The 22,912-nt window shown below is 59.8% G+C and carries 22 protein-coding genes, 1 rRNA gene and 1 pseudogene; 21 read left to right on the top strand and 3 right to left on the bottom strand.

Annotated elements, in window-relative coordinates:
* Positions 1-8: 8 nt before the first annotated feature.
* From rrf to WG936_RS11780, 14 genes and pseudogenes are all read left to right on the top strand, one after another.
* Positions 9-126 (top strand): 5S ribosomal RNA (gene rrf / locus WG936_RS11845).
* Positions 127-235: 109 nt separating this feature from the next.
* Positions 236-1,144, top strand: a pseudogene (locus tag WG936_RS11840) (hypothetical protein); the annotation flags it as partial.
* A gap of 34 nt (positions 1,145-1,178) precedes the next feature.
* Positions 1,179-2,162, top strand: a complete 984-nt coding sequence (locus tag WG936_RS11835; protein WP_339573017.1) for an HAD-IIA family hydrolase — start codon at positions 1,179-1,181, stop codon at positions 2,160-2,162.
* Positions 2,153-2,317 (top strand): hypothetical protein, encoded by a 165-nt coding sequence (locus WG936_RS11830; RefSeq protein WP_339563651.1) that lies wholly within the window; start codon positions 2,153-2,155, stop codon positions 2,315-2,317. The genes WG936_RS11835 and WG936_RS11830 overlap by 10 nt, the downstream gene beginning before the upstream one ends.
* A 17-nt stretch (positions 2,318-2,334) precedes the next feature.
* Positions 2,335-3,156, top strand: a complete 822-nt coding sequence (locus WG936_RS11825) for a TlyA family RNA methyltransferase (protein WP_339573016.1) — start codon at positions 2,335-2,337, stop codon at positions 3,154-3,156.
* The gene (locus WG936_RS11820) at positions 3,153-4,058 is read left to right on the top strand and encodes an NAD kinase (RefSeq protein ID WP_339573015.1); all 906 of its coding nucleotides are present in this window, start codon (positions 3,153-3,155) and stop codon (positions 4,056-4,058) included. Before WG936_RS11825 ends, WG936_RS11820 begins: the two co-directional genes overlap by 4 nt.
* A gap of 11 nt (positions 4,059-4,069) precedes the next feature.
* On the top strand, positions 4,070-5,785 hold the full coding sequence (gene recN, locus WG936_RS11815) for a DNA repair protein RecN (protein WP_339573014.1): 1,716 nt from the start codon (positions 4,070-4,072) through the stop codon (positions 5,783-5,785).
* Positions 5,786-5,833: 48 nt separating this feature from the next.
* A complete protein-coding gene (steA, locus tag WG936_RS11810; RefSeq protein ID WP_339573019.1) occupies positions 5,834-7,027 on the top strand; it encodes a putative cytokinetic ring protein SteA in 1,194 nt (397 codons plus the stop codon).
* Positions 7,028-7,040: 13 nt separating this feature from the next.
* Positions 7,041-7,985 carry a copper transporter gene (locus WG936_RS11805; protein ID WP_339573013.1) on the top strand — a complete coding sequence of 315 codons (945 nt, stop codon included), beginning with the start codon at positions 7,041-7,043 and terminating at the stop codon, positions 7,983-7,985.
* 3 nt (positions 7,986-7,988) lie between these two features.
* The gene (locus tag WG936_RS11800; RefSeq protein WP_339573012.1) at positions 7,989-8,630 is read left to right on the top strand and encodes an NUDIX hydrolase; all 642 of its coding nucleotides are present in this window, start codon (positions 7,989-7,991) and stop codon (positions 8,628-8,630) included.
* Positions 8,627-9,541, top strand: a complete 915-nt coding sequence (gene xerD / locus WG936_RS11795; protein ID WP_339573011.1) for a site-specific tyrosine recombinase XerD — start codon at positions 8,627-8,629, stop codon at positions 9,539-9,541. Before WG936_RS11800 ends, xerD begins: the two co-directional genes overlap by 4 nt.
* A gap of 152 nt (positions 9,542-9,693) precedes the next feature.
* Positions 9,694-10,581, top strand: coding sequence for a ParA family protein (locus WG936_RS11790; protein WP_339573010.1), 888 nt, complete (start codon positions 9,694-9,696; stop codon positions 10,579-10,581).
* A 1-nt stretch (position 10,582) separates the two neighbouring features.
* Positions 10,583-11,419, top strand: coding sequence for a segregation and condensation protein A (locus tag WG936_RS11785; RefSeq protein WP_339563670.1), 837 nt, complete (start codon positions 10,583-10,585; stop codon positions 11,417-11,419).
* A 10-nt stretch (positions 11,420-11,429) separates the two neighbouring features.
* On the top strand, positions 11,430-12,215 hold the full coding sequence (locus WG936_RS11780) for a sulfurtransferase (RefSeq protein WP_339573009.1): 786 nt from the start codon (positions 11,430-11,432) through the stop codon (positions 12,213-12,215).
* Between the two features lie 9 nt (positions 12,216-12,224).
* Here WG936_RS11780 and WG936_RS11775 read toward each other — a convergent pair whose 3' ends face one another.
* Positions 12,225-12,761, bottom strand: a complete 537-nt coding sequence (locus tag WG936_RS11775) for a ClbS/DfsB family four-helix bundle protein (RefSeq protein ID WP_339573008.1) — start codon at positions 12,759-12,761, stop codon at positions 12,225-12,227.
* A gap of 102 nt (positions 12,762-12,863) precedes the next feature.
* Here WG936_RS11775 and scpB point away from each other — a divergent pair, with 102 nt between their 5' ends.
* From scpB to WG936_RS11740, 7 genes are all read left to right on the top strand, one after another.
* On the top strand, positions 12,864-13,409 hold the full coding sequence (scpB, locus tag WG936_RS11770; protein WP_339573007.1) for an SMC-Scp complex subunit ScpB: 546 nt from the start codon (positions 12,864-12,866) through the stop codon (positions 13,407-13,409).
* 32 nt (positions 13,410-13,441) lie between these two features.
* Positions 13,442-14,707, top strand: a complete 1,266-nt coding sequence (locus WG936_RS11765) for an adenosylmethionine--8-amino-7-oxononanoate transaminase (RefSeq protein ID WP_339573006.1) — start codon at positions 13,442-13,444, stop codon at positions 14,705-14,707.
* On the top strand, positions 14,704-15,375 hold the full coding sequence (bioD, locus tag WG936_RS11760) for a dethiobiotin synthase (protein ID WP_339573005.1): 672 nt from the start codon (positions 14,704-14,706) through the stop codon (positions 15,373-15,375). The genes WG936_RS11765 and bioD overlap by 4 nt, the downstream gene beginning before the upstream one ends.
* Before the next feature lie 163 nt (positions 15,376-15,538).
* Positions 15,539-16,342, top strand: coding sequence for a pseudouridine synthase (locus WG936_RS11755; RefSeq protein WP_445227763.1), 804 nt, complete (start codon positions 15,539-15,541; stop codon positions 16,340-16,342).
* A complete protein-coding gene (gene cmk / locus WG936_RS11750) occupies positions 16,342-17,052 on the top strand; it encodes a (d)CMP kinase (RefSeq protein ID WP_339573018.1) in 711 nt (236 codons plus the stop codon). The genes WG936_RS11755 and cmk overlap by 1 nt, the downstream gene beginning before the upstream one ends.
* A 2-nt stretch (positions 17,053-17,054) precedes the next feature.
* Entirely contained in the window at positions 17,055-18,659 is a 1,605-nt protein-coding gene (gene der / locus WG936_RS11745; protein WP_339563637.1) for a ribosome biogenesis GTPase Der, read from the top strand.
* A 411-nt stretch (positions 18,660-19,070) separates the two neighbouring features.
* Complete coding sequence (locus WG936_RS11740) at positions 19,071-20,330, top strand: hypothetical protein (RefSeq protein WP_339573004.1); 1,260 nt, start codon at positions 19,071-19,073, stop codon at positions 20,328-20,330.
* On the opposite strand, the gene WG936_RS11735 is transcribed toward WG936_RS11740, so the two are convergent.
* A complete protein-coding gene (locus tag WG936_RS11735) occupies positions 20,327-21,088 on the bottom strand; it encodes a class I SAM-dependent methyltransferase (RefSeq protein ID WP_339573003.1) in 762 nt (253 codons plus the stop codon). The two genes, WG936_RS11740 and WG936_RS11735, sit on opposite strands and share 4 nt — an antisense overlap.
* 1,330 nt (positions 21,089-22,418) lie before the next feature.
* Positions 22,419-22,724, bottom strand: a complete 306-nt coding sequence (locus WG936_RS11730; RefSeq protein ID WP_339573002.1) for a hypothetical protein — start codon at positions 22,722-22,724, stop codon at positions 22,419-22,421.
* Positions 22,725-22,912 lie beyond the last annotated feature (188 nt).

The raw sequence follows: 22,912 nt of genomic DNA, 5'->3' as shown, positions 1-22,912 counted from the left end.
TTGATTGTGTCGGTGGTTGTTAGCGTTGGGGAAACGCCCGGTCCCATTCCGAACCCGGAAGCTAAGCCCTTCTGCGCCGATGGTACTGCACCTGGGAGGGTGTGGGAGAGTAGGTCACCGCCGGCCTAAAAACTAAACAAATACGAAGGGGTGTGTATAAGCAATAGCGCTTATACACACCCCTTTTTTGCTTTGCGTCCTACAATAGAAATCTAACTTAACAGCTCGACAAATTGGAAGGTCCTCACAGACTATGGGTGACTACAACTCACGCAACGGAAACTCTTCACGTGGTGGCAGCTCGCGCCCCGGCGGATCTGAGCGACGATCTGAAGGACGTCGCGATGAGCGCAGCGACCGTGGGGAGCGACGTGAGGGGGAGCGTCGCCACGCTCAGCGCGGCGGAGCTGGACGTAACGACGGCAAATTCCATGCCGGCCCGAACCGTGCTGGCTTCCGAGAAGAACGCATTGCGAGCCGCCAAAATGAGCCTGATTTGCCGGCTGACCTGGATGCTAAGGATCTTGACCCATCCGTCCTCCAGGACCTGAGAAGCCTGGCGAAGGATAATGCAGATGCCGTCGCAAAGCACATGATCATGGCGGCCACCCTGCTTGCGGACGACCCAAAGCTGGCACTGCGCCACGCCCGGGCCGCAAAGGATCGTGGTGGCCGAGTATCCGTAGTGCGCGAGACTGCAGGCATCGCCGCTTACCATGCTGGTGAATGGAAAGAAGCCCTGTCCGAGTTGCGGGCAGCGCGCCGAATGAGCGGCGGCTCAGGGCTGATCGCCGTCATGGCCGATTGCGAACGTGCATTGGAGCGCCCGGAGAAGGCCATCGAGCTGGCACGTGAGGTTGCTGGCGAGCAGCTGGATGAAGAAACGCGCATTGAGTTGGCGATCGTCGTCGCTGGAGCCCGTCACGACCTAGGCCAAGACGAGGCTGCTGTCACCGAGCTGTCGAAGTTGCATCCTCAGCAGGATGCGGCGGGAGTTAGTGCTTCTCGCTTGCTCTACGCCTATGCTGATGCGCTGCTGCGAGTTGATCGCAAGGATGAGGCCAAGCAGTGGTTCGAGGCTGCTGACCGCGCCGATGAAGATGGCTTCTTGGACGCCAAGGAGCGACTAGCGGAGCTGGCTTAACCCCGCTGGAGTGGCGTCGATTAGAGTTGGGTGCATGAGTTTAGTCGACACCTATGATGCCCTGCTGCTGGACCTAGACGGCACTATCTGGGAGGGTGGCCGCGCGATCGAGCATGCGGTGGAGTCCATCCGCGATTCCGGCATGCCCGCTATGTACGTGACCAACAACGCTTCCAAGGCACCACAGGTCGTCGCGGAGCAGCTAGGCGCCCTCGGCTTGAAGACATCGCCAGCCGACGTCATGACCTCTGCGCAAGCAGCAGTTCTCATGGCCGAAGGAGTGTGCGAGCCGGGCGCAACCGTCCTGGTGTTAGGTACTGAATCCTTCCGCGAGCTTGCAAAGCAGGCCGGATTCCGCGTCACCACCACCGCAGATGACCGTCCAGCAGCAGTGCTGCACGGGCACAACCCGGAAACTGGGTGGGCTGAGCTGTCCGAAGCCGCCCTCGCTATCCGTCAGGGAGCGGTCTACCTTGCCTCCAATCTTGATACCACCCTGCCGATGGAACGGGGCCTGCACGTGGGCAATGGTTCGATGGTTGCGGCCGTCGTCAGTGCCACCGGTGTAACACCGCGCTCTGCCGGCAAGCCAGAACCGGAGATGTTCCGGCTGTCTGCGGCGAGGCTCGGATCCACGCGGCCACTCGCGGTTGGAGACCGCCTGGATACGGACATCGCTGGAGGCGTAGCCGCGGGAATGGATACGCTGCAGGTCATCACGGGTGTGAGCGGGCATCGCGACATCCTGAATGCGCCACCGAGTCAACGGGCAACCCTCATCGCGGAATCAATGCAGGCCCTGTTCCAGGACCCAGCGGAGTTGAGGCCCGGCCTACAAGGCGGCTTCGCGGCGCGTATCGACGGCCACACCCTCACGCTGAGCGGTGGCGATCCTGCCGGCACCTCGATCCAAGCCTTCCGTACCGCCGTGGCGGCGGCCTGGGCTGTGGACGCCGAAGTGACCTCCATCCTGGCGGAAGGCGATGCTGCGCAGCAGGCGGTAGCCCAGTGGCGATAACACCAGTTCCCCGGGATCCGCGGCAACCCACCACCACCCCGGAAGACATCGACCAGGCGGTTGCCGAGGTGCTGGGCGAGCCGACCTCTTCGCTGAAGGAAGAAGCCGAGCAGCTCGCCCAGGCCCACGAGATCGTTCACAAAGCATTGCAGTAGCAGGAGGAGACGCGAAGATGGTAGCTCGTAGGAGGCTGGATGCCGAGCTGGTGCGCCGCAAGATCGCTCGCTCCCGCGAACATGCCACGGAACTCATCCGGGGCCGTCATGTCTATGTGGGCGGTATGCTGGCGCTAAAACCGGCGACCGTCGTGGAACCAGATGCTTCGATACGGGTGGATGAGGAGGTCGGGGACGACTGGGCGTCGAGAGGCGCGCACAAGCTGCTCGGTGCGCTGGAGGCTTTCGAACCACGGGGCTTGAGTCTCAAGGCTAAGAAGGTCCTCGACGCGGGTGCGTCTACCGGCGGTTTTACAGACGTGTGCCTGCGTCGCGACGCCCGGGAAGTCGTTTCCGTGGATGTCGGGTACGGCCAGCTCATCTGGCGCTTGCAGAACGATGACCGCGTGCGCGTACTGGACCGCACCAACATCAGAAATCTCACGCTGGAGCAGACCGGCGGGCCGTGCGAGGCAATGGTCGGCGACCTGTCATTCATCTCACTGAACCTCGTGCTGCCAGCAATCGTCAGCGTTCTTAATGATGGCGCAGACCTACTGCCGATGGTCAAGCCCCAATTCGAAGTGGGCAAGGAGCGTCTGGGTAAGGGCGGCGTGGTGAAGTGCGCCGAGCTGCGCGCAGAAGTGACTGGGGACGTTGCACTGGCGGCACAAAAGCTAGGACTCAGTCTCAAGGGCGTGGTGGCCTCGCCGCTGCCGGGCCCCTCGGGCAACGTGGAGTATTTCCTGTGGCTGCGCAAGGATGGTGGCGACAACACAAAAACCGAGGCCGAGGTGCGCGAATTGGTGCGCACCGCTATTGAGGAGGGCCCGCAATGACCGAACGTGAAGTACTGCTCGTGCCACACACCGGGCGCAAGACGAACCTGGACTCCGCTGCGCAGGCGGCGACCCAGCTCCGGGATGCGGGCATCGGCGTGCGACTCATCGTGGGGCCCAATGCGGAAGTAATCCGCAAGCATCCGGTGCTCTCTGAATTCCGAAACTATGGGCACGTCGAAGCTGCCACTGAAGGTGTCGAGCTGGTGCTGGTGCTCGGCGGCGACGGCACCTTCCTCCGCGCCGCCGACCTGGCTCATTCCGCCGACCTGCCGGTGCTCGGAATCAATCTTGGGCATATCGGTTTCCTCGCGGAATGGGAAAGCGATTCCATGGAGGAAGCGATCCGGAGGGTGATCGCCAAGGACTACCGGGTCGAAGACCGGATGACGCTGAAAGTGGTGATCCGAGACTCCGAACGCAATGTCATCGAGCGTGGCTGGGCGCTCAACGAGGTGAGTGTAGAAAACCTCAATCGCCGTGGCGTGCTGGACGCGACCTTGGAAGTAGACTCCCGCCCTGTCAGCAGCTTCGGCTGCGATGGCGTGCTTATATCTACGCCCACCGGCTCTACCGCATACGCCTTCTCCGCTGGCGGCCCGGTGCTATGGCCGGAACTAGACGCAATGCTGGTGGTGCCGAATAACGCCCATGCGCTGTTTGCTAAACCACTGGTAGTCAGCCCACGTTCCCGGGTCGCGGTAGAGTCTCGGAACGCTGCCGCGATCGCGATCATGGATGGTTTCCGAAGCGTGCACATGCCCCCGGGTTCGCGCGTGGAAGTGCGCCGCGGTGAGCGGCCGGTGCGCTGGGTACGCCTGGACGATCTGCCCTTTACTGACCGGCTGGTACGCAAGTTCCGCCTGCCTGTCGACGGCTGGCGCGGCCCCGTCGAGGACTAAGGTAGACAGCTATGCTCGCAGACATCGCAATTGAGAACCTCGGCGTCATCCCGAAGGCGGAGCTCGAATTCTCCCCGGGACTCACGGTACTCACGGGTGAGACCGGTGCCGGTAAAACCATGGTGGTAACCGGGCTGCGGCTGCTCAGTGGCTCCCGCGCCGACGCCTCCCGGGTGCGTACTGGTGCTGAGCAAGCAGTGGTCGAAGGCAGATTCCTCGTCGATGACTTGAGCAAGCAGGCTGCCGGGCAGGTGGCGCAGCTACTCGACGATGCTGGGGCTCGCACCGACGAGTCTGGTGAAGTCTTGGCCACCCGAGTGGTCAATTCCGGTGGCCGTTCCAAGGCGCATCTCGGAGGGCGCGCTGTTCCCGCCGCCACGTTGCACGACTTCGCGGCAGAAGTACTGACCATCCATGGCCAAAATGACCAGCTCCGGCTCCTAGTCCCAGAAGCGCAACTCGAAGCCCTCGACCGCTATGACTCGGCGATCCCCGAGCTGCGGGCCAGCTACGAGCAGTTGTACCGCACATGGCGGAAGCTGGCGAAGGACTTGAAGGAACGCACCGAGAAGCGGCGAGAATTAGCTCAAGAGGTGGACCGGCTCCGCTTCGCCATAGCGGAAATCGCGGAGGTAGCGCCGACCCCTGGGGAAGACGCGGAGCTGCTCCAGTTGATTCGTCGCCTGCAGGATGTTGACGGGCTGCGCGAAAGCGCCGCCAGCGCACTCAGTGCCATCGACGGTGTCGAGGACTCCGAGGTACTCGGGGCGGCCGATCTCCTCGGTCGGGCTGAGGCCGCGTTACGGGGCTCAGATGACAGCGCCTTGGCGGAACTGGGGGAGCGACTAGGCGCCATCACCAGCGAACTCAGCGAGATCTCCCGGGAACTGGGCAGCTACCTAGAGAGCCTCCCCACAGACCCAGACGCCCTCGAAACCAGCCTGCAGCGCCAGCAGGAACTGAAGTCCCTCACGCGCAAATACGCCCCGGATGTGGACGGGGTGTTGGCCTGGCAGGCCAAGGCAGAGTCCAAGCTCCGTAGCATCGACGTATCCAGCGAGGCCTTAGACAAACTCAAGCAAGAAGTCGCGCAGGCAGAAAAAGACATGGTGGCGGCTGCACAGCAGCTCCGGGCTGCACGGAAGGCGGCCGCCACGGCGCTGAACCAGGAAGTCACTACCGAAATCCAGGGATTGGCCATGCCGAAGTCTCGCTTCGAAGCCATCCTGGGCGAAGCCACCCCGAGCCGCACGGGTATGGACACCGTGGAATTCCGGCTCGCTGGTGCCCCGGAGCTGGAAGCGCGACCGCTGGCGACCTCCGCATCTGGCGGTGAACTCTCTCGCGTCATGTTGGCCCTGGAAGTGATTCTTTCTGCCGGCAGCAAGGGGGGCACCCTCGTGTTTGATGAGGTGGATGCGGGTGTGGGAGGGCGCGCGGCGGTGGAGATTGGGCGTCGATTAGCGCGCCTTGCCACATACTGCCAGGTCATCGTGGTCACTCACCTGCCACAGGTGGCGGCCTACGCTGACACCCACCTGCACGTGTCTAAAGAAGTATCCGATGTGGCGCAACGCTCCGGGGTGGAAAACCTCAGCGACGAGCGGCGTGTGGTGGAGCTGTCCCGCATGCTCGCCGGGCTCGATGACACCGAGACCGGAAAAGCCCACGCGCTGGAGTTGTTGAGCCGGGCGCGCGCAGATGCGCAGGAATTCCGGCAAAAATAGCGCCGGCTTCCGCGCGCCTAGCACCAACACGTGCGCACAACCAGCACAATAAGGCGCATGAGTCTGTTTTCTCGCAACTCCGACCTGCCCGGACTGACCGCGACGCTCCGCGACGTGACACACGGTGGCAAAGGTCTCAAGCGCCTAGCTGCCGGTGACATCGCGCTCATCGACGCTCCCGACGTCGGGCGTGCTTTTGCCCAACAATTAGCGGATAAGAAGCCTGCGGCCATCATCAACATCGCGCAGTTTACTACTGGCACGATGCCGAATTTCGGGCCGCAAATCCTGCTGGACGCTGGCATTATGCTGGTCGAAAACGTGGGGGAGAGCATCCGTGAGGGCATTAAGGACGGCAAGAAAGCCCGGGTGACCGATGACGGCCAAGTGTTCGTCGGCGAGCGTTCCGTGGCCAACGGCACCGTGGTGACCCCAGCACTTGCGGAGGCAGCCTTTGGTGACGCCCAGCAGTCGCTGGTGGACCACATGGAGGCATTCTTCGGCAACACCATCCAATTCCTGCATTCGGAATCGCCGCTGCTGATCGACGGCCTCGGCATCCCGGAAACTGGTGTCAACATGGCTGGTCGAAAGGTGCTGGTGCTGAGCCCAGGCCAGGGGCACCGCGATCAGCTGAAGCGCCTGCGTAACTTCATTCGCGAATACGAGCCAGTCCTGATCGGCGTGGATGGTGCCGCGGATACCTTAGTGGAATCTGGATATACCCCGAGTCTCATCGTTGGCGACCCTTCCAACATCGGTAATGATGCGCTGCGCTCCGGCGCTCGCGTCGTACTGCCGGCCGCCCCCGATGGGCACGCCCCGGGCCTGGAGCGCATCCAGGACTTGGGCATTGGTGCAATGACCTTCCCCGCAGCATCCAATTCGGCTACCGACCTTGCGCTGCTGCTAGCCGACTATCACGAGGCTGACATCATCGTGGCGGCAGGTTCCAAGTTGGACTTAGCCGAGATTTTTGCTGGACACGCTTATGCCACGCCGTCGGCCCTGCTGACGCGCACCAAGCTGGGCGGCAAGCTTGTCGACGGCGATACCATCTCCGATCTCTACACCGTCAAGCCCACCGGTGGTGGCGGTTGGATCTGGGCAATGCTGGGGATCCTGGCTGCCCTAGCCGTCATCATCGCTATCGCGGGACTGTCCGGTGACGGCGCCTTCGTGGACAACCTCATTGATACGTGGAACAACATCGCGCTCGCGTTCCAGGGTCTGTTTAAGTAAGGGGATTTGAGACATGGCTAAGAATAAGCGCCGTTCCGGCGCCGGAGTAGCAGGTCTAGCGTTCGGCGTTGCTCTGGGTGTCTTGTTTGGCACCTACGTGCTGGCACCGAATCTTCCCGGTGGCCCGAACGAAGAAGGCAACAATGCGGTGCGGGAACTAGCTACCGCAAAATCAGATGCTGCGATCGCTGATGCACAGGCTGGCGCCGCCGACTCCTACATCGAAGCGACGGCGAATGAAACCGTGACCGATGCGCTCAAGGATCGGCCAGTGCTTATCTTCCACACCGCTGACGCAGCCCAAGAGGATGTGGATGCGATTGCTGCGATGCGCGGTAAGGCTGGTGCTAAGGACGCGGGCATCATCAAGCTAGAGGAGAAGTTCTTCAGCAAGGACGGCGCGGACACGTTGAAGTCTGTCGCGGCCCATACACTGCCAGCGGGTGCGAAGCTTTCTACTACGCAGCTTGACCCGGGAACACACGCGGGCGAAGCCCTCGGTGCTGCGTTGCTCCTGAACAAAGATGATGGCAAGCCTTTGGCGGAAACCGACGAGCGGGCGTTGCTGCTCGGCGCCCTGCGCGACTCTGAATACATCAGCTACAAGGACGGCACCGTCCTGCCGGCGCAGGTGGTCATCCTTGTGACGGGTGATTCCGATGGGGTTGGGGACGCCAACTTCGCAGCAGTTCACCAGGCGACCTTTGCTAAGGCGCTGGACAAGAGCGCAAACGGCGTTGTTGTGGCCGGTCGGGTAAAGACGGCCGCAGAAACCGGAGTGGTGGGTATCCTGCGTAAGGATGCGCAGTCTGGCGTCTCTACTGTCGATTCAGTCGACCGCGCTTTCGGGCGGATCGCCACCATCCTTTCCGCGCGGGAGCAGCTCGAGAACAAGCAGGGCGATTACGGCACCGCGAGCGATGTGGATGCGGTTTCTCCTGGCAAGTCTAAACTGTAGGGCATGCACAACTTCGAGGTTAAGAGCAGCGAGCTGCTGTTAGATTCGCCTATCATCGCGGTGCGTCGCGATGAGGTGGTCATGCCCGGTGGTGAGGTTGCTAGCCGGGAGATCGTGGAGCACTTTGGCGCCGTCGCCATCTTCGCGTGGGATGGTGAGCAGGTACCGCTGGTGCGTCAATGGCGTCAGTGTGTGCAGAAACGGCTGTGGGAACTGCCGGCCGGCATCCTGGACGTGGCGGATGAAGACCCGCTCGAGTGCGCGCGGCGCGAGCTGCAAGAGGAAGCCGGATTGGCTGCCAGCGATTGGTCGCTCGTGGTGGACCTCGTGAGCAGCCCGGGCTTTTGCGAAGAAGCCATCCGTGTGTATCTGGCTACCGGGCTAACTGAGATTGAACGTCCCGATCCTGAGCACGAGGAGGCCGATATGGAGCTGAGATGGTTCAGCCTCGATGAGGCGGTGGAAATGGTGCTCAGCGGTGAAGTAGAAAACGGTATCGCGATCGCCGCCATCATGACCGCAGCACACTTGCTGCGTACCTCTCGGCCGGGTCGCTCAGTTGCTGAGCCTTTTGCTTTGCGTCCGAACTCTCTGCCACGGCGTCGTAAGGCAGCAGGTCTGCACGCAGACATGAAGCGGATATGAGTTCCGCGGCAGCGCTCGCCTCCGAGTGGCTGAGTCATCTTGCCGTCGAGCGAGGAGTCTCCGCGAACACGCTAAGTAATTATCGGCGTGACGTGCAGCGATACCTGGACTGGCTCTCGACCGCGGGAATCGCTGACTTGGCTGCGGTGACCGCCAATGACTTAGAGAATTATCTTGCTGATTTGCGGCGCGGGGATCCGAGTACTGGGCGGAAGCCGTTGGCGGCGTCGTCAAGCGGTCGAGCACTCGTTGTGGCGCGGGGACTGCACAAATTCGCCGTCGCGGAAGGGGCACTCGATGTTGATGTGGCCGCCGGTGTCTCGCCGCCCGCTACCGGTCAGCACCTGCCGGATACGCTGAGTGTGGCGGAGGTGAGTGCGCTTATCGACGCCATCTCCACCGAAACTCCCATCGGGCTGCGCGATAAGGCTCTACTCGAACTGCTTTATGGCACCGGCGCTCGCATCTCGGAGATCACTGCGTTGACGGTTGATGAACTTAAGGGGCACGAGGGGATGCTTACCGTGACGGGCAAAGGTGATAAACAGCGGCTAGTTCCGCTTGGCTCGCATGCGGCGCGGGCGGTATCCGATTATTTGGTGCGTGGGCGTCCGGCGTTGTCAAAGGGCAAGACCCATGTGGCGCTGTTGAATAAGCGTGGTGGGGCGTTGTCGCGACAGAGTGCGTGGGGGATCATCAAGGACTCGGCTGCGCGGGCGGGGATTTCTAAAGACATCTCGCCGCATACTCTGCGCCATTCTTTTGCCACTCACCTGTTGGAGGGCGGGGCGGATGTGAGGGTGGTGCAGGAGTTGCTGGGGCATTCTTCGGTCACCACCACGCAGATCTATACTCATGTCACGGCGACTAATTTGCGTACAGTGTGGGATACAGCGCATCCGCGGGCTTGAAGCATTGTCAAGTGTTGAGGCTGTACCAGCAAAATTTGGCGCGTCACGCTCTCCCAATTCGGGGTGGGGGCTGTATTCTAGGAACAACAAGGTTGTAATTTACCTCGCCCTCTGAAAACATGAGGGTGAAGTCAAGGAAGAAGGGTTGATTCATGGCGAATTCGAATCAGGGTGGGAAGTCCGCGCTGTTCGATGCACCGCAGCCCGAATTTGGTCTTACGGGGCGCCCGATTCGCGAATTCCCTGAGCCTGCGCCACTGGACACCCACGGCCCGGCCAAAATTTTGGCGATGTGTAACCAAAAGGGCGGCGTCGGGAAGACCACCTCGACGATCAACTTGGGTGCGTGCCTCGCGGAAGCGGGACGCAAGGTGTTGCTGGTCGATCTGGATCCACAGGGCGCGCTGTCCGCAGGTCTGGGTGTGCCACATGACGAGCTAGATCTGACCATCTACAACCTGTTGGTGGATCATCACACTTCGATCTTCCACGCGATTCACAAGACAAACGTGTCTGGACTGGATCTAGTGCCAGCTAACATCGACTTATCCGCTGCGGAAATCCAGTTGGTGAATGAAGTTGGCCGCGAGCAGACGCTGGCCCGAGTGCTGCGCCCGGTGATGAAGGACTATGACTACATCATCTTGGATTGCCAGCCTTCCCTCGGGTTGCTCACCGTCAACGCGCTCGCGTGTGCCCATGGCGTGATCATCCCGATGGAGTGTGAGTATTTCTCCTTGCGTGGCCTCGCGCTGTTGACAGACACCGTGGAAAAGGTCCGCGACCGCTTGAACTTTGACCTTGATGTGCTCGGCATTTTGGTGACGATGTTCGACCGCCGTACCTCGCATGCCCGGGAAGTGATGACCCGTGTTGTTGAGGTATTTGGTGACCAAGTCTTTGACACCGTGATCACCCGCACGGTCCGCTTCCCAGAAACTTCCGTGGCGGGCGAGCCGATCATCACGTGGGCCCCGAAGTCCCAGGGGGCCGAGCAATACCGCAATCTTGCCCGCGAAGTCATTGAGCGCACCTCCTAAAATCCCGCCCCGGGTATCGCCCCCGCTTCCCGACGGCGTTGCCGAGCAACCCGAGATCACGGGCTTCCAAGTTGCTTTGCAGAACTTTGAAGGTCCCTTCGACCTGCTGTTGCAGTTGATCTCGGCGAAGAAACTGGACGTGACTGAGGTGGCAATCTCTACCGTCACCGATGATTTCATCGCCTACACCCGCGCCCTCGGAGAGACCGCAGACCTCGACGAAGTCACCGAGTTCCTCCTCGTGGCCTCTACTTTGTTGGATCTCAAAGCAGCCCGGCTCATCCCCCGTGGCGAGGTCGACGACATCGAGGACCTCGCACTGCTGGAAACCCGAGATCTACTTTTCGCGCGACTCCTGCAGTACAAGGCCTATAAACAGGTGGCGGAGATGTTCGCGCAGTGGCAACTGCGTGCCCAGCGTCGTTACCCGCGTACAGTCTCGTTGGAGGAACAATTCGTCGATCTGCTGCCACCGGTGACCTTGGGGAAGTCGCTGGCGGAGTTCGCAGAGATCGCCGCCGGCGCGTTCCGGCCGAAGGCGCCCGAACTGGTGGGCACCGATCATATTCATCAAGTTGCCGTGTCCGTGCCGGAACAAGCCGGGCGAGTGTTGGACACCCTCCGCTTGGCAGGGAAGGATACGTGGCTCAGTTTTGCCACGCTGACCCGCGACTGTTCGCTCTCTATGGAGAAGATCGGCCGCTTCTTGGCACTGCTCGAGCTGTACAAGGCCCGCGCCATCGGGGTTTCCCAGGAAGAATCGCTGGGTGAGCTGCGCGTGGCGTGGACGGGCATCGAGGTGGATCCGGCCGTAGTGGCGGCCGCAAACTGGAACTAAGCTGGGTGGCATGACCGCTACTTCGCCGCTCGTCGACGTCCATTGGCTCGCCGAGCACCTGAACGACCCTGACCTCGTCCTGTTCTGTGCTTCCGCGGGACGCCCAGACAAGTCGCTTGAGACAGCGATTCCCGGTGCGCGCTTAGCTGACATTGATCAGGAGTTCTCCGATCCCGCCGCGGAGTTGCCACATACCGCGCCAGAGAATGTCCAAAAGATCTTCGAATCGCACGGGGTGTCCGACGATTCAGTGGTGGTGGTTTATGACCGCCACGGCATCATGTACTCGCCGCGGATCTGGTGGCTGGCGTTAGCAGCTGGCTTGCAGAATGTAGTCGTGCTCGACGGTGGGCTATCGGCCTGGCAAGATGCCGGGTTCGCTACTGAGCCGATCCAGCAGCGCAACGTGCCACCTGGTCGCATCACCGCACAGCCGCGCGAGGTATTTGCTCGGCCAGACGATGATCGACTGGTCGTCGACGCGCGTAGCGCAGGTCGCTTTGCGGGTAGTGAGCCAGAGCCACGGGGCGGTATGCGTGCAGGGCACATCCCGGGCAGCGTGAACGTGCCGTTCCAGGATCTACTGGGTGCAGACAAGAAGTTCAAAGACCCGGCCGAACTCGAGCGGTTATTGCCAGCACCACAGCCGCTGTTGTTTAGCTGCGGTTCGGGTATCACTGCCTGTATCGATGCGCTGGCGGCCACCGTAGTAGGCCACACAGACATCAAAGTCTATGACGGCTCGTGGTCGGAGTGGGGTGCGCTGAATTCTGGAAAGCCGATTGAGAGCGCTTAGGCTGCGAGCCTATTTGCAGTGTTTTCTGTGAGCTCGCAATTTCTTCATTGCCCAGTCGTAGTGGCTTGCGGTTGCGCTGACGAAGTACGAACCTAACGTGCTGCCACCTACCCAAGAGAAAGCTCCTTTGGAAAACAGCTCATCGTTAGTGAATTCTTCAGCTAGCTTTATCACTTGTGAGTGGGTTTCCAGAAACATATTTCTGGCTTTTTCAGTGTCAGTGGCTTGGTGTTTTTCCCAGAATTCGATGTTCATCTTTCCATAAGTGCGCCAATTATATGGTTCAGGCAAAAACGGCGCTGCCGTGCCGGACAGATTGGAAGATACCCACGTTAATAGCAGTTTATGCCATTCGTAAAGATGGATGTAGATGTCCCGTAAACGCTTATCTCTAGACCAATGGGCTTCCTTTTTGGCGGGATCAGAAGCAAAGTCGAAAGGCGTGGAGAGTTCCGTTTCCGTAAGCGACTCCACAAGTTCGTTTAACTTGTGGAGGCTGCCTTGCGCGGAGACTAGTAGATCAGCTTTGGTCGTTGCCCGAGCCATAGTGGTCAACCTCGGTCTCATTGTTGAAATGGGATTCCAACCCCATACTACTCCCGCCTGGCTGGTACTGGTGTCGCTGAAATGTCGTTAAGCTAACTCACTATGACCCTCCCGTTCATCTCCCCGCTGCGCTCCCAGATCGAATCGATGTTGCTCGTGGTTGATTCGCCGATTACGTGCGCGGTCCTCGCGCGGGTGCTCGAGGTGGAGGCAGTCGCGGTTGAGTCCGCGCTGAAACAGTGGCAAGCCGAGCTCAACGAGCGGGGTAGCGGTATTGACCTGCGGGAAAGTACTGAGGGGTGGCGGCTGTACACCCGGAAGGAAAATGCTGGGGCCGTCGAGAAACTCGTGCTGGACGGGAGTCAATCGAAGCTTTCGCGGGCGGCGTTGGAGACGCTCGCGGTGGTGGCGTATCGGCAGCCGGTGACGCGTGCGCAGGTCGCTGCGGTGCGTGGCGTGAATGTGGATGGTGTGATGCGGACGTTGGAGCTGCGCGGACTCATCCGGGAGGTGGAGTCTGAGGGGCACGCGCATCAATATGAGACCACGGAGCTCTTCCTGGAGCAGTTTGGCATTGATGGCTTGCATCGGCTGCCGGATTTGGCTCCGTTGCTACCTGATGTGGATTCCATCGACGAAGACTACTAAACTTGAACACCGTTTAACGAAACGGAGTTCACATGCAACCAGCAGACATCGTCGCATTCGATCAAGCTCACCTCTGGCACCCATACGCCCCGACGCCTGCGCTGATGGATCCGTTGCCGGTGGCGTCGGCAAGCGGCGTGCACCTTAACCTCACCGACGGGCGCGTGCTTATCGACGCCATGAGTTCCTGGTGGGCGGCCGCGCACGGCCATTCGCACCCCGCGCTTGTGGCTGCAGCTAAGAGCCAGATTGATCGCATGAGTCATGTCATGTTTGGCGGGCTCACCCATGAGCCGGCAGTGCGACTAGGGGAGCGCCTGGTGCGACTGACCGGCCTGGATAAGGTCTTTTATGCCGATTCGGGTTCGGTATCAGTGGAGGTAGCCATCAAGATGGCGCTGCAGTATCAGCGCGGTATTGGTCACCCGGAGCGAACAAAACTGCTGACCTGGCGCGGCGGTTATCACGGGGATACTTTTGCGCCGATGTCGGTGTGTGACCCGGAAGGTGGGATGCATGCGCTGTGGCGGGGGACGATCGCGGAGCAGAAGTTCGCGCCAGCGCCACCCGCGCTGGGACAGCCGATAGCGCAGTACGTGGAGAACTTTGAGCGCTGCATCGACGACACAATTGCTGCGGTGATCATTGAGCCGGTGGTACAAGGGGCCGGTGGCATGCGCTTCCACGAGCCTTCGCTGGTGGCAGAGGTGCGCCGACTATGTACTGAGCATGGGATCCTATTCATTGCGGATGAGATCGCCACCGGGTTTGGGCGTACCGGCGCGCTATTTGCGTGTGAGTCCGCCGGGGTAAAGCCGGACATCATGTGTGTTGGCAAAGCTCTGACCGGCGGGTTCATGACGCTAGCTGCCACGCTCAGCACCGCGAAAGTGGCGGAGGCGATTCAGACCCCGGAGGGCGGTGGCGCTCTCATGCATGGCCCCACTTTCATGGGAAATCCGCTGGCTTGCGCCGTGGCCGATGCAGCAGTTGAGCTGATAGAAACTGGAACTTGGCGCGAGGATGTCGCCCGGATCCAGGCGCAGCTCTGCGCGGGTTTGCTGCCACTGCGGGAGTTGCCCGGAGTGCAGGACGTGCGGGTGCTCGGGGCAATCGGCGTGGTGGAGATGAAAGAGCCGGTGGATATGGCTGCAGCTACCGCGGCTGCCGTTGCAGAAGGGGTGTGGCTCCGCCCCTTCGGGAGGCTGATTTACTGCATGCCACCCTATATCAGTAGTGAAGCTCAGATTGCTCAGATTGTGCGGGGAGTAGCCGCAGCGGTGGGAGGCTCGCGATGATCCTGTGTATCACCGGCACCAATACCGACGTTGGCAAGACGATCGCCACCGCAGCATTGGGCTTGCGCCTCCAGCAGGAGGGCTGGGAAGTAGTAGCGCTGAAGCCCCTACAAACTGGGGAGCCAGCTGGGCAAGGCGATGCGAACACCGTGCACACGCTCACTGGACTTGCTACCTTCGAGTTTGCGCGCTACCCAGAGCCGCTCGCCCCGAACCTCTCGGCGCGACGGGCCGGAATGAAACAAGCCTTGCTCCCCGAGGTCGCGGCGTGGATCCGCAGCTTCGATGGACCGAATCGAGTGCTCCTCGTCGAGGGCGCCGGAGGACTGCTCGTGCGGCTTGCCGACAACTGGACCCTCGCTGACCTCGCGCAGGAACTGGACGCGCCTTTGATCGTGGTGACCTCCACGCAGCTTGGCTCGCTTAACAGCGCAGAACTCACCGTCGAAGCAGCGCAGCGACGTGGGCTCGAAGTACTGGGTCTAATCGGTGGGCGAGTGCCGATCGATCCAGACTTGGCCACGCAATTGAATCTGGATGAACTGGGCGTCGTTACGCAGGTGCCCTACCTGGGGTCGCTGCCGGAGGGGTGCCTGGCGCACCTTCGGGAGGTGGCGGCAACACTTCAGCTGCCGGAGAAGGTGACAAGTCCAACGCTGGTGAGCTAGGCTCTGGGGCGAACTTCATAACCGCATAGATAGGACACATTTCGTGACCACACCCGCTCGCCGAGACGGCACACCGGACAAGAAAAGGCAGGCCCCTAAGGGCCGTAGCGCTTCTTCTCGCCCCCGCCGTGGCGAAAACCGCTCTAAAGAAACCGCCGCCAACATCTATGTCTCTAAGGCGAAACCCTCCCGCCACCAGCATGTTTCCGAGAATCACTCCTTTGCGGGAGATGGCGAAGGAATTCGGCTGCAGAAGGTGCTGGCTCAGGCCGGCGTTGCTTCCCGTCGCATGGCGGAAAAGCTCATCGAACAAGGTCGCGTTGAGGTTAACGGCAAAATCGTGATGACCCAGGGCATGCGTATCGATCCAGATACCGCCATCGTGCGTGTTGACGGCGTTCGCATCCGCATCAGCGAGGACCTGCAGTACTTCGTCCTGAACAAGCCTTTCGGCGTGCAGTCGACGATGCACGATGACATGGGGCGCCCTTGTATCGGTGACATTGTTGGTGAAAAGCTCGATGCAGGTCAGCGACTCTTCCACGTTGGACGCCTCGACGCGAACACGGAAGGTCTGATCCTGCTCACCAACGACGGCGAGCTGGCCAACCGACTCATGCACCCAAGCTACGAGGTCAACAAAACCTACCTCGCTACCGTCATCGGTGAAATGAAGCCGGCTGATATTCGCGCGCTGAAAAAGGGGATCGAGCTCGATGATGGCCCTGCGAAGGCAGACAGTGCCCAGATCATCGAGGTGTGGCAGGGCAAGTCCATCGTCCGCGTGGACATCCATGAAGGCCGCAAGCACATTGTGCGTCGTCTGCTCAAGGAATCTGGCTTCCCGGTCGAACGCCTCGTGCGTACCAAGATTCACACCGTCCAACTCGGCGAGCAGACTCCAGGCGCGATCCGTGCCCTCAACTCCGCTGAATTGGCCAGCCTGTACAAGGTGGTGGAGATGTGATGATTTCAAACATGCCGCAAGGCGGTTTGATCATGGCTGTGGATGGCCCTTCGGGCGCCGGTAAGTCGACTGCGTGTCGCGCCGTCGCAACGCAGCTTGACGCAAAATACCTGGATACCGGCGCGATGTACCGCGTGGCTACCTTGCATGTGTTGCGACAGGGCATTGATCCCGCCGACGAGGCTGCTGTCGTTGCCGCAACTGCGTCCCTGCCACTCATGGTCAATGATGACCCGCAATCTTCCGAGGTGCTGCTGGCTGGCGAGGACGTCTCTGCTGAGATCCGCGGCCCCGAGGTAACCCAGCAGGTGTCCCAGGTTTCCGCCTACCCACTGGTCCGCGAGAACTTGGTGGCGTTGCAGCGCGCACTGTCCGCTGAGGCGCATCGCTGCATTGTCGACGGCCGGGACATCGGCACCGAGGTGCTGGTGAACGCCCCGGTGAAGATTTTTCTTACTGCTTCCGCCGAAGTGCGTGCCCGTCGTCGTTTTGAACAAGACACGGCGGCTGGACGCACCGCGGACTATGAAACCGTGCTTGCCGACGTCCAACGTCGTGATGAGCTAGATTCGCAGCGCGCAGTCTCACCATTGCGCCCTGCAGAGGATGCCACCATCGTGGATACCTCGGAAATGACCTTTGAACAGGTCGTCGATTCGCTGATTGAGCTGGCACGAGTGTCAGCAAGTAACACCCAGGAAGGGGCATAACTATGAGCTCCAAAGATCGTGACCTCCACGACGAACCAGAAACCATGTTCGTCTACCACACCCAGGGTGGCGAAATTTCAGCCGATAAGGCCTACACAGACGAAGAAGTAGTGGCCCCAGGCGGCGGCTATGCTGCGGCAGATTTCGATGAAGATGATTTCAGCTTCGAAACTGACGATGATTTTGATGACTCGGAGTTCGGCGAGGCCGACTTCGGGGAAGAGCACGATGAAGAAGAATGGGATGAAGTCGAACGCGAATTCGGCCTCACCCCGCTGACCTTTGAAGAAGAAAACCTGTGCACCGTGGCCATCGTGGGCCGACCGAACGTGGGAAAGTCTTCCTTGACCAACCGTTTCTTGGCTCGCCGCGAGGCCGTGGTGGAGGACCATCCGGGCGTGACTCGGGACCGCATCTCCTATCTCGCAGAGTGGACTGGCCAGCGCTTTTGGGTGCAGGATACCGGCGGCTGGGATCCCGACGCCCGCGGCATTCACGGTGCGATCGCACGCCAAGCAGAAACTGCCATGAAGACAGCAGACGTCATCATCATGGTGGTGGACACCAAGGTGGGCATCACCGAAACCGATTCCGTTATGGCTCGTAATCTGCAACGCGCTGAAGTTCCAGTAATCCTGGTGGCCAATAAGGCTGACTCTGACAACCAGCTTGCAGATGTCGCTGAGTTCTGGGCCCTCGGCCTTGGCGAGCCATACCCAGTGTCTGCGCAGCATGGTCGCGGTGGCGCTGATGTGCTGGACAAGGTCGTCGCTTCCTTCCCAGCGGAGCCGCGCAATCCTTCGATTGTGCAGGGGCCGCGCCGCGTTGCACTCGTCGGCAAGCCAAACGTGGGCAAGTCTTCACTGCTGAACAAGATCACTGGTGAAGAACGATCGGTCGTCGATAATGTGGCTGGTACCACCGTCGACCCGGTGGACTCCCTCGTTCAGCTGGACAAGCAGTTGTGGAAGTTCATCGACACCGCCGGGCTGCGCAAGAAGGTCAAAAACGCGCAGGGGCACGAGTATTATGCCTCCTTGCGTACCCGGGGTGTCATCGACGCTGCCGAGGTGTGCGTCATGCTTATCGACGCCTCCGAGGCCATCTCAGAGCAAGACCAACGCGTGCTGTCCATGATCATCGAATCTGGTCGGGCACTGGTCATCGCGTTCAACAAGTGGGATCTGGTTGACGAGGATCGCCGCGAGCTGCTTGACCGTGAAATCGACATTCAGCTGAACCACATCCCATGGGTGAAGCGCATCAACATCTCCGCATCCACCGGTCGCGCATTGCAGCGTCTCGAGCCCGCAATGATTGAGGCGCTGGAGGCGTGGGATAAGCGCGTGAGTACCGGCCAGCTGAATAACTGGCTGCGCGCTGTGATCGCACAGAATCCACCTCCGATGCGGGGCGGACGTTTGCCGCGCGTGTTGTTTGCCACCCAGGCTTCCACGCGGCCACCGGTGATCGTCTTGTTCACCACTGGCTTCCTTGAGGCGGGCTATCGCCGCTACCTGGAACGAATGTTCCGAGAGAGCTTCGGCTTCGATGGCACCCCAGTAAAGATTGCCGTGCGAGTGCGGGAAAAGCGCGTCCGCAAGTAACCGTACGTCGGTTAAGTGCCCGGGATCTCCAGCTGCTAGTGGGAGAACCCGGGCACTTTGCTTTGCAAAATTGTTGGACACTGCAGCGTGAGCATGGATACTGGGGCGCGACCTTGGGAGAGCAAGGTGGCAATATCAAGGTTTGGGACTTGATGGTTTCTGGAATGCTTCCAGCACTTGTTAGTCTTGTGACTAAAGTGCCTAGAGGTGTCAATGTTTCACGTGAAACCATTGGTGGGTGTGTGGCAATTGTGGTCGCATTACGTCAAGTCTAACAACTTGATTTATTGTTTTGATCACGAAATGATCAAGAAAAATCCGAAATTTGTTAACGAATCTGTAACCTTCCCGATTGACTAGTTGTAGGCTTTCGCGCCACCGCATAAACCCTGTTAGACCCATGAAGTAGGAATGATGAATTTTCAGCACACCACGGCAGCCATCAATGCTCGCGCTTCCCGCGAGAATTACAATGGTGTTGTTGCCGTCGTCAAGCGCGGTGCGGGCTTGCTCGGCTTAACTGCCGTGCTGGCTACCGCTGCGGGCTGCGCTGTAAGCCACGCTGAAACCGTCACCTCTCCTGCTCACCGTGGCACCGGCTCTGTCTTCAGCTCAGTTGCCGGCCAGACCACATCTGAGGTCACCTCCGCGTTCCCATCGACTACTACCAGTCAGGTGGTTACTGGCACCGTGCCCGCGAACGCGGATGGCACCACTGCTGGCGACTTGAATGGGCTTGCGGACAATGCTGCTTGGTCGCTCACGCTGGACAAGGAAATCGACGGCATGCGCCTCGGCCCACTGCACGGCTCCGACACTGTCGCCCCGCTACAGATCGGCGATGTGATGTTGGTAGGCCTGCGCAGCTCCGTGCTTAACGACGCCGGTACCGCTGCCTTCTCTATGAAAGACGGTAGCCTGCTCTGGCAGGATCGTTCCCTGGAATGCCAGCGAGTCGACCTCGGCGGGGCATTGCCATGCCGACAGAACTCCGGCACCTGGGCCCCATTCAACCCATCCGCAGCCGCCTTCGGCACGGAGATCAATCGGGGATTCGTCCCAGAGGCTTTCGGTTTTGCTGACGGCGTGCTCTATTCAGCGCGCACGAACGGTGCCGGAATGATTGAAGTTGCAGCTGGAACACCTGAAAACCCTGCTGAGCGGTGGACCGTGGCCGTGCCGCGCGCTGCCGAAGCCATGGTTCCTGGCAACGGCGCTCGGATCGAGGTCGCTGACACCGTGAAGGTTGTCATGGGTGCCGCGGAGCTTGAACTCAGCAAAGAGGGCACGCCCCTCACCCCAGAAGCAACATTGGCGCAACCGGCAACTGCCGAGCAAGTGGTAGATATCGCGCAGGACATCGACGGCATTCAGCTTCGCAACACCGACGCGGACACGATCGAGGCGACAGGTACCGCCACCTGGACTATCCCATCTCGCGTGGTCTCTGAGCACACCGTCACCGACGGCAAGAACCTCAGCTATGTTTCTGGCGATGACTCTGATGGCAGCAACCTGATCCGCACGATCTCGCTAGCAACAGGGGAGACCGTGTCTGAGCACAAGGTCATCGCTAATGCTGCCGAGCCTCGCGATCTCCAAAGTGCTGCCCAGGGCCTGTTCGCCTACGACAAGCAGTTTTCAACCATCGCTTACTACCCAGCGGGTTAACGCTTGTAACGGAAAGCATCGCAACGATAGGGCAACTCGATCTGTTGCTCGGGTGTGAACCCTAGATGCTCATAGAGATACCAGGTCAGGTTGGAAGTCATCTTCTGCCTGACCTGTTCTCCGTTGCGTAACCAATAGGCGCGGGTGGACATCAGCCGGAACAGGTCTTGAGCTTTGAGAACCTGCCGCCAGTTTGTCCTGACTTCCCGCGCGAGTTGCCACGGCGCATGCACTTCGGGGTAGAACCCCGGCTTCTGGATATCTCCAGCGTGCATGATCCGCGTCAGCCGATGCACCCACGGCTCGCGAACATCAAGGGTGTTCCACAACAACACCAACGCGCCACCAGGTTTGATGATGCGATCCATTTCGGAGCTAGCCCGAACCGGCTCCACCCAGTGCCATGTCTGTGCGCTCGTAACAGCAGCGGCCGCGCCAGCTAAGAGGGCAGTGTCCTCCGCAGTCGCCTGCCACACGGGCACGCTTATCGACGCCCGCAGCTGCTTCACCATGTCCCGACTGGGATCCAGCGCCCAAACTTCTCCCGACAATTGCTCGGTGAGCTTCCCGGTGCCAGCACCTACATCGAGAATCGGGCCTTCGATATCTATTAGGAGATCGAGTGCCTCTGCAGGATATCCCGGCCGTATATCGGCGTATTCGCGGGCGCCGGATCGAAAGGCCTGTGCGGTGTGCGTTCTGTGCTCGGCGGAGCGAAACTGAGGTGTGTCTTGGCCAGAACGGGGCGGGGTGGTCATGCTAGTAGAATACCCAGTCTTTTCCGTGGAATAGCGTCCGCTGTTGCGCGCGATTCCTTTTCAATGACCTGTAGGTTTCGGGGGCGCAAGGCTAAAGGCGGGCGGATTTCCGCTCATGACAAACTTCACCAATAGCTGTACGGTGCCTTTCATGCGGAGAATTAGCCTAAGCTGACGTCTTTAGAAATTCTCGCGCACCCCAAAACTGGGAGGACAGAAAGATGAAGCTGCCAAGCTAGCGCGATCTCTGATTTGGCCACAGCGAAAGCGAGGAATATGTGGAATAGAAAAATAACACCCTTGGAATGGGGAGCCTTGATTGTGGTTTCGATTCTCTGCAACATAGCTCCACTTGTTGGCTGGAGCCAACACAACGCATATCTGGGAGTTACCCTGGCTTGCTGTGTAGCCGGTTTGGGCTATGGGATCTACAAAAGATCTGTGATTTTCGCCTGCTTAGGGGCTATACTCCCAGGTTTCCTTGTTTTCGGGATGGCTACCTTGATTATCTTGCAAGCGGTAGTTTCAGGCAGGCCGGTGGGCGTTTAGGAATAGGGCGACCACGCCGAGGGGCTAGCTCCAGCAGATACCCACGGTTCGCCTCAGATCCCTGCTCAGGTCGAAGGCTGGAGCGCTAGTGTCTCTCCGGTCCTGAGTCCGTGGAGCAAGCAGATGATTGCCGCCATCCTCAGGTTGTCCGGCATCTGCGAACACTGACCACACCATTCGGTACACCTTGTAGTTCCGGTTCGGAAGTATCGATGTACAGCTCGCGTAGCCGCTGCTGCCAGTTCGTTACCTGTTTCCTTAATAGGCATCGAGCACAGTGTTTCGCCTTGAGATAGTAACGGGCTAGATCGCCAACCGTGGTTGTGGCGTCCTCGGTCTTGATCGGAGGTGGCCAGATGCCCAACGCGATTTCTCGGCTCGTTCTACTCAGGCAGCCCAGTGCTTCAAGATCGTCATGGAATACGTGAAGGGTGGAGTACATCAATCTGTCAGGTGCTTTGAAACGGGCTTGTGCCGTACCTGAGGGTAATTTCCCTGTCACCAACTCCGATTTTCAGCATTCGCCACCGTTCAAAACAGGGCTAACAATGAAAAATCTGGCCCAGCAGGTGTAAAAAACCCTCTGGCCAGGAAAATGTCGGGCTGACCGGATTCGAACCGACGACCCCTTGACCTAGTGTCATGACGTTGTGCCAGCTCAATGTAATTAGCGTGCCTTTGCTCAAACTGTCAAAATTCTGTTGTTTTCGCATTTCAGCGTAACTTTAAGGCATGTCCCTGTTTGCGACGCATTGATTGAATCCGTGCCGTAAACGTGCCCCTATTCTGGTGTATATGGGGGAACGGTACGGAGGCGGCGAACGGTGGCGTTGAGAGCTGCCCCCTTAGCATCACGCTCCGGAGGGAAGAAGATAGCTACATCCTCCACGATGCACTGTGGGGCCGGGAGGTTAACCTCTTTCAACCAGATAACCGAGAACTCAACGGCATCATCTATGTTTCCGTAGAAAAGTGATTCGAGCACGATGTGAGCCGTTTTATCCGCCTCTGGGAAAGCCTTCACAGAACGCATTAGCTCGATCATTTCCCGATACTCCGGGTAATCCTCGATCACTTCTTTCAGCATTGCTTTACTGTTCTCAAAAACCATTAGGTACGTTCCCCCTTTTCAAATTCCAGTGTATGCCTGAAGTGCCCCAGGTTTTGTTCCGCTTGAGTGGATGGGAAAATCTGGAACATGCCTAAGAAGTTTGACCAGGATGCGAAGGACCGCGTGGTCCGTCTTGTTGAGGATCGCATTCTGGCGGAGAATCT

Origin of the sequence: Corynebacterium sp. H127, assembly GCF_037482665.1 — a bacterium.
In the GTDB taxonomy this organism is placed as follows: Bacteria; Actinomycetota; Actinomycetes; order Mycobacteriales; family Mycobacteriaceae; genus Corynebacterium.
This window is presented reverse-complemented; position numbering and strand designations above follow the sequence as displayed.

What these genes read in the sequence shown, in the direction of transcription:
- WG936_RS11835 (WP_339573017.1), top strand. Translation starts at nt 1,179, where the DNA reads ATGAGTTTAGTCGACACCTATGATGCCCTGCTGCTGGACCTAGACGGC.
- WG936_RS11825 (WP_339573016.1), top strand. Translation starts at nt 2,335, where the DNA reads ATGGTAGCTCGTAGGAGGCTGGATGCCGAGCTGGTGCGCCGCAAGATC.
- WG936_RS11820 (WP_339573015.1), top strand. Translation starts at nt 3,153, where the DNA reads ATGACCGAACGTGAAGTACTGCTCGTGCCACACACCGGGCGCAAGACG.
- recN (WP_339573014.1), top strand. Translation starts at nt 4,070, where the DNA reads ATGCTCGCAGACATCGCAATTGAGAACCTCGGCGTCATCCCGAAGGCG.
- WG936_RS11805 (WP_339573013.1), top strand. Translation starts at nt 7,041, where the DNA reads ATGGCTAAGAATAAGCGCCGTTCCGGCGCCGGAGTAGCAGGTCTAGCG.
- WG936_RS11800 (WP_339573012.1), top strand. Translation starts at nt 7,989, where the DNA reads ATGCACAACTTCGAGGTTAAGAGCAGCGAGCTGCTGTTAGATTCGCCT.
- xerD (WP_339573011.1), top strand. Translation starts at nt 8,627, where the DNA reads ATGAGTTCCGCGGCAGCGCTCGCCTCCGAGTGGCTGAGTCATCTTGCC.
- WG936_RS11790 (WP_339573010.1), top strand. Translation starts at nt 9,694, where the DNA reads ATGGCGAATTCGAATCAGGGTGGGAAGTCCGCGCTGTTCGATGCACCG.
- WG936_RS11780 (WP_339573009.1), top strand. Translation starts at nt 11,430, where the DNA reads ATGACCGCTACTTCGCCGCTCGTCGACGTCCATTGGCTCGCCGAGCAC.
- WG936_RS11775 (WP_339573008.1), bottom strand. Translation starts at nt 12,761, where the DNA reads ATGGCTCGGGCAACGACCAAAGCTGATCTACTAGTCTCCGCGCAAGGC.
- scpB (WP_339573007.1), top strand. Translation starts at nt 12,864, where the DNA reads ATGACCCTCCCGTTCATCTCCCCGCTGCGCTCCCAGATCGAATCGATG.
- WG936_RS11765 (WP_339573006.1), top strand. Translation starts at nt 13,442, where the DNA reads ATGCAACCAGCAGACATCGTCGCATTCGATCAAGCTCACCTCTGGCAC.
- bioD (WP_339573005.1), top strand. Translation starts at nt 14,704, where the DNA reads ATGATCCTGTGTATCACCGGCACCAATACCGACGTTGGCAAGACGATC.
- cmk (WP_339573018.1), top strand. Translation starts at nt 16,342, where the DNA reads ATGATTTCAAACATGCCGCAAGGCGGTTTGATCATGGCTGTGGATGGC.
- der (WP_339563637.1), top strand. Translation starts at nt 17,055, where the DNA reads ATGAGCTCCAAAGATCGTGACCTCCACGACGAACCAGAAACCATGTTC.
- WG936_RS11740 (WP_339573004.1), top strand. Translation starts at nt 19,071, where the DNA reads ATGATGAATTTTCAGCACACCACGGCAGCCATCAATGCTCGCGCTTCC.
- WG936_RS11735 (WP_339573003.1), bottom strand. Translation starts at nt 21,088, where the DNA reads ATGACCACCCCGCCCCGTTCTGGCCAAGACACACCTCAGTTTCGCTCC.
- WG936_RS11730 (WP_339573002.1), bottom strand. Translation starts at nt 22,724, where the DNA reads ATGCTGAAAGAAGTGATCGAGGATTACCCGGAGTATCGGGAAATGATC.